Source organism: Pelagimonas sp. KU-00592-HH, from assembly GCF_040369695.1.
In the GTDB taxonomy this organism is placed as follows: domain Bacteria; phylum Pseudomonadota; class Alphaproteobacteria; order Rhodobacterales; family Rhodobacteraceae; genus Shimia.
On record NZ_BAABWM010000008.1, the window covers coordinates 1 to 5,881 of the forward strand.

The following is a 5,881-nucleotide window of genomic DNA, read 5'->3' on the forward strand; positions in this document are numbered from 1 at the left end:
GGCTGCTCCATCCCGCGACACTTTTGTTGGGCTTCGGCGCGGAGCGCTACTTGAGCCCTTTTTTGATCTCTGACCGGTATGGATTTGAGATCCGTCGCCCTTCAGGACGTTTGCTTGTTCTGAAGGTATTGGTTTTATCGTTTAGAGAGATACGGACCTGAGTTATTTACTAGGTTTGGCGATGACCTACTCTCCCACACCTTAAGATGCAGTACCATCGGCGCAACGGTGCTTAACGGCCGGGTTCGGGATGGGACCGGGTGTTTCACTCGCGCTATGATCACCAAACCGAGTAAATAGCTCAGGTCTGTCCAAGTCTTTCACATGTGTTGTGTGTATGCTTTTGATTTCGCAGTAAAATCTTTCTTTTACTGGATCAAATCAAGCCTATCGGGCCATTAGTACCGGTCAACTGAATGCATTACTGCACTTACATCTCCGGCCTATCGACGTGGTGGTCTTCCACGGCCCTCAGGGATACCTTGTTTTGAGGGGGGCTTCCCGCTTAGATGCCTTCAGCGGTTATCCTGTCCGATCATAGCTACCCTGCACTGCTGCTGGCGCAACAACAGGTCCACCAGTGGATCGTTCACCCCGGTCCTCTCGTACTAGGGGCAACTCCTCTCAAGTATCCTACACCCACGGCAGATAGGGACCGAACTGTCTCACGACGTTCTAAACCCAGCTCACGTACCTCTTTAAACGGCGAACAGCCGTACCCTTGGGACCTGCTCCAGCCCCAGGATGAGATGAGCCGACATCGAGGTGCCAAACACTGCCGTCGATATGGACTCTTGGGCAGTATCAGCCTGTTATCCCCGGCGTACCTTTTATCCGTTGAGCGATGGCCCTTCCACTCGGGACCACCGGATCACTATGGCCGTCTTTCGACTCTGCTCGACTTGTCAGTCTTGCAGTCAGGCTGGCTTCTGCCATTGCACTCAACGAGCGATTTCCGACCGCTCTGAGCCAACCTTCGCGCGCCTCCGTTACGCTTTAGGAGGCGACCGCCCCAGTCAAACTACCCGCCACGCAGGGTCCCGGATCCGGATAACGGACCGCGGTTAGACATCAAGCAGAACAAGGGTGGTATCTCAAGGGAGGCTCCACCGGAACTGGCGTCCCGGTTTCAAAGCCCACCACCTATCCTGCACATGTTGTGCCTGATGCCAGTGCGAAGCTGTAGTAAAGGTGCACGGGGTCTTTCCGTCTAACCGCGGGAAGCCTGCATCTTGACAGGCAATTCAATTTCGCTGAGTCGATGTTGGAGACAGCGGGGAAGTCGTTACGCCATTCGTGCAGGTCGGAACTTACCCGACAAGGAATTTCGCTACCTTAGGACCGTTATAGTTACGGCCGCCGTTTACCTGGGCTTCAATTCGGAGCTCTCACCCCTCCTTTTAACCTTCAGGCACCGGGCAGGCGTCAGACCCTATACGTCGTCTTGCGACTTCGCAGAGCCCTGTGTTTTTAGTAAACAGTCGCCACCCCCTGGTTTGTGCCCCCAGCCAATACTTGCGTAGAAACTGGGCCTCCTTCTCGCGAACTTACGGAGGTATTTTGCCGAGTTCCTTCAACATCGTTCTCTCAAGCGCCTTGGTATGCTCTACCAGTCCACCTGTGTCGGTTTAGGGTACGATCTCATGATGGAGCTATTTCCAGGGACCAATCAGCGGCCCACCCAATCCGATAAGGGTGAACAACCTTCATGATCCGTCACTTCCATCTGGCCCAGGAATATTAACCTGGTTCCCATCGACTACGCCTTTCGGCCTCGCCTTAGGGGTCGGCTTACCCTGCTCAGATTAGCTTTAAGCAGGAACCCTTGGACTTTCGGCGAGAGTGTCTCTCACACTCTTTGTCGCTACTCATGTCATCATTCTCACTAGTGATCTCTCCACCGGATGGCTCACGCCCCGGCTTCATCGAAAGCTCCTTGATCCTCCATGACCTTCCGAAGAAGGCTAAAGAGGATAGGAACTATGTCACACTACGCTCTGCTACCATGCCTTACGGCATCCTAGACTTCGGCTCATGGCTTGAGCCCCGTTACATCTTCGCCGCAGGACAACTTATTTAGACCAGTGAGCTGTTACGCTATCTTTAAAGGATGGCTGCTTCTAAGCCAACCTCCTGGTTGTTTTGGTCGTCCCACCTGCTTTCCCACTTAGCCATGAATTAGGGGCCTTAGTCGTAGGTCAGGGTTGTTTCCCTCTCCACTACGGACGTTAGCATCCGCAGTGTGTCTGCCATCTAGTACTCCCGGGTATTCGGAGTTTGGTTAGGATCAGTAAGCCTGTGGGGCCCCATTACCCATCCAGTGCTCTACCCCCCGGGGTATTCGGATGACGCTCTACCTAAATAGATTTCGCAGAGAACCAGCTATCTCCGAGTTTGATTGGCCTTTCACCCCTAGGCACAACTCATCCCGACCTTTTTCAACAGGTGTGGGTTCGGCCCTCCAGTAAGTGTTACCTTACCTTCAGCCTGGTCATGCCTAGATCACTCGGTTTCGGGTCTGATCCATCTAACTCATGCGCCCTATTAAGACTCGCTTTCGCTGCGCCTACACCTAACGGCTTAAGCTTGCTAGATAGACCAAGTCGATGACCCATTATACAAAAGGTACGCTGTCAGCCCTCAAGGGGCCTCCAACTGATTGTAGGCGTTCGGTTTCAGGTACTGTTTCACTCCCCTCGTCGGGGTGCTTTTCACCTTTCCCTCACGGTACTGGTTCGCTATCGGTCAGTAAGGAGTACTTAGCCTTCGAAGGTGGTCCTCCGATCTTCAGACAGGATTTCACGTGTCCCGCCCTACTTAATACATCCGATCATGCTTCCTATACGGGGCTGTCACCCGCTATGGCCATGCTTCCCAACATGTTCTAGTCACAATCTCGGCTTGGCTGGTCCCCGTTCGCTCGCCGCTACTAGGGGAGTATCAATTGATTTCCTTTCCTCCGGGTACTTAGATGTTTCAGTTCCCCGGGTTTGCTCTTAAGACCCTATGTATTCAGGTCAAAAGTACCTGGTTAAGAACATTATAAACTACCAAGGTAATTATAATGAACTTTCAGGTGGGTTCCCCCATTCAGAGATCCATGGATCAAAGCTTATTCTCAGCTCCCCATGGCTTATCGCAGAGTATCACGTCTTTCATCGCCTCTTACTGCCAAGGCATCCACCAAACGCCCTTCTCGCGCTTGATTTGATCCAGAAAGAGAAAGACTTGATATTTGCACTACCGCGCGGAGCGCTACTTGAGTGCATCTTATCCTTCGTGATCACCGTAGCTGGCATGCATGGCGATCCTGTTTCTGAACCAAAAGTCATACTTTCCCGCTCCCTACCCTGGAACCCGCGCTGCCGATGTCGGTCGGCCCCACGCAGAGGATAAGGAACTTGTGAGCAACATCGCTGTTGCTCGGGTTAGTGTACTTGACTTGGACAACTCTGTTCGTTTCAGCCGGGATACCTGAGGGGGTCCGAGGAAAGGGACCTTCCAAAAGCCTTCCACCGAAGTGGAACCGAACTGAGATCAACCTCCTACTCGAGGTGATCAAACAGTGTTGATTGTTATTTTGAGATTGCTCTCAAAATAACGGTATCTCTCTTAACGATGTCAAACTTCCGAAGAAGTCAAAGTCCGATTGGACGGCTAAACACTCTAAAGTGCTTAGCGATCTAATCGGGGAATGGTGGGTCGAGGAGGACTTGAACCTCCGACCTCACGCTTATCAGGCGTGCGCTCTAACCACCTGAGCTACCGACCCATTCTATCTGGACCGGGCCAGTGGTGGAGCCTAGGAGGATCGAACTCCTGACCTCCTGAATGCAAATCAGGCGCTCTCCCAGCTGAGCTAAGGCCCCGTGCTAGCAACCCCCTGCACCTGCAGAAGGCCTCGCGAACTGAAGAGATATGAGGACGGCCTGGTCCGATTGATGTGATCGGCAAAGGTACCGATCTTATGCTAAGTGCATCACGATTTGAGCAAGCTCAAATTCTAGATGCATCCTTAGAAAGGAGGTGATCCAGCCGCAGGTTCCCCTACGGCTACCTTGTTACGACTTCACCCCAGTCGCTGATCCTACCGTGGTCCGCTGCCTCCTCGAAAGGTTAGCGCACGGCCGTCGGGTAGAACCAACTCCCATGGTGTGACGGGCGGTGTGTACAAGGCCCGGGAACGTATTCACCGCGTCATGCTGTTACGCGATTACTAGCGATTCCGACTTCATGGGGTCGAGTTGCAGACCCCAATCCGAACTGAGACAGTTTTTAGGGATTAACCCATTGTCACTGCCATTGTAGCACGTGTGTAGCCCAACCCGTAAGGGCCATGAGGACTTGACGTCATCCACACCTTCCTCCCGCTTATCACGGGCAGTTTCCCTAGAGTGCCCAGCCGAACTGCTGGCAACTAAGGATGTGGGTTGCGCTCGTTGCCGGACTTAACCGAACATCTCACGACACGAGCTGACGACAGCCATGCAGCACCTGTCACTGCGTCCCCGAAGGGAACGTTCCATCTCTGGAAGTGGCACAGGATGTCAAGGGTTGGTAAGGTTCTGCGCGTTGCTTCGAATTAAACCACATGCTCCACCGCTTGTGCGGGCCCCCGTCAATTCCTTTGAGTTTTAATCTTGCGACCGTACTCCCCAGGCGGAATGCTTAATCCGTTAGGTGTGTCACCGAATAGCATGCTATCCGACGACTGGCATTCATCGTTTACGGTGTGGACTACCAGGGTATCTAATCCTGTTTGCTCCCCACACTTTCGCACCTCAGCGTCAGTATCGAGCCAGTGAGCCGCCTTCGCCACTGGTGTTCCTCCGAATATCTACGAATTTCACCTCTACACTCGGAATTCCACTCACCTCTCTCGAACTCTAGACTACCAGTATCAAAGGCAGTTCCGGGGTTGAGCCCCGGGATTTCACCTCTGACTTAATAGTCCGCCTACGCGCGCTTTACGCCCAGTAATTCCGAACAACGCTAACCCCCTCCGTATTACCGCGGCTGCTGGCACGGAGTTAGCCGGGGTTTCTTTACCTGCTACTGTCATTATCATCACAGGCGAAAGAGCTTTACGACCCTAGGGCCTTCATCACTCACGCGGCATGGCTGGATCAGGCTTGCGCCCATTGTCCAAGATTCCCCACTGCTGCCTCCCGTAGGAGTCTGGGCCGTGTCTCAGTCCCAGTGTTGCTGATCATCCTCTAAAACCAGCTATAGATCGTAGGCTTGGTAGGCCATTACCCCACCAACTACCTAATCTAACGCGGGCCGATCCAAATCCGATAAATCTTTCCCCCGAAGGGCGTATAAGGTATTACTCACCGTTTCCAGTGGCTATTCCTTAGATCTGGGCACGTTCCCACGCGTTACTAACCCGTCCGCCGCTCACCCCGAAGGGCGCGCTCGACTTGCATGTGTTAGGCCTGCCGCCAGCGTTCGTTCTGAGCCAGGATCAAACTCTCAAGTTGAAAAGCTGTTACCAGCTTATCCTTGACGTTCGAACCTCTGCACATACTGTCAGGGTCGGCTAGACCCTGAACATACTGTTTGTTGTGCTTCAGTACCAAAGGTACCGAAAACCACGCCAAACAGTGAAGCTGACATCGGTCATCGAAACTTGCGTCTCTACCGATGCGATCAATATGCGCAGTTGTTTGTTCATCGAAATGAACCAAACCGCCCACATATCTCTTCAGTGTTCTATCAATGTCAAATAACGTCGGAGCCAAAAACCCCAGAGACAAAATCAACCGGATGCGCCCTTTTCCTTTGGCGCAACCTGTCCAAGCTGCCTCAAAATCCTTGCCTTCAGTCCCTCCGAAGCACCGCTCCGTCAGCCCCTCTGGCGTCCCGTCAGCGCCTCAGC

2 tRNA genes and 3 rRNA genes are annotated in these 5,881 nt (G+C 53.1%); all 5 read right to left on the bottom strand.

What is annotated here, in order from left to right:
* Positions 1-173 precede the first annotated feature (173 nt).
* Positions 174-288, bottom strand: a 5S ribosomal RNA gene (rrf, locus tag ABWV42_RS19635).
* 89 nt (positions 289-377) lie between these two features.
* Positions 378-3,208, bottom strand: a 23S ribosomal RNA gene (locus ABWV42_RS19640).
* A gap of 487 nt (positions 3,209-3,695) precedes the next feature.
* A tRNA-Ile gene (locus ABWV42_RS19645) sits at positions 3,696-3,772 on the bottom strand.
* Between the two features lie 21 nt (positions 3,773-3,793).
* Positions 3,794-3,869, bottom strand: a tRNA-Ala gene (locus ABWV42_RS19650).
* A gap of 150 nt (positions 3,870-4,019) precedes the next feature.
* Positions 4,020-5,483 (bottom strand): 16S ribosomal RNA (locus tag ABWV42_RS19655).
* The 16S, 23S and 5S rRNA genes sit together here with 2 tRNA genes alongside, the layout of an rRNA operon.
* Positions 5,484-5,881: the final 398 nt, after the last annotated feature.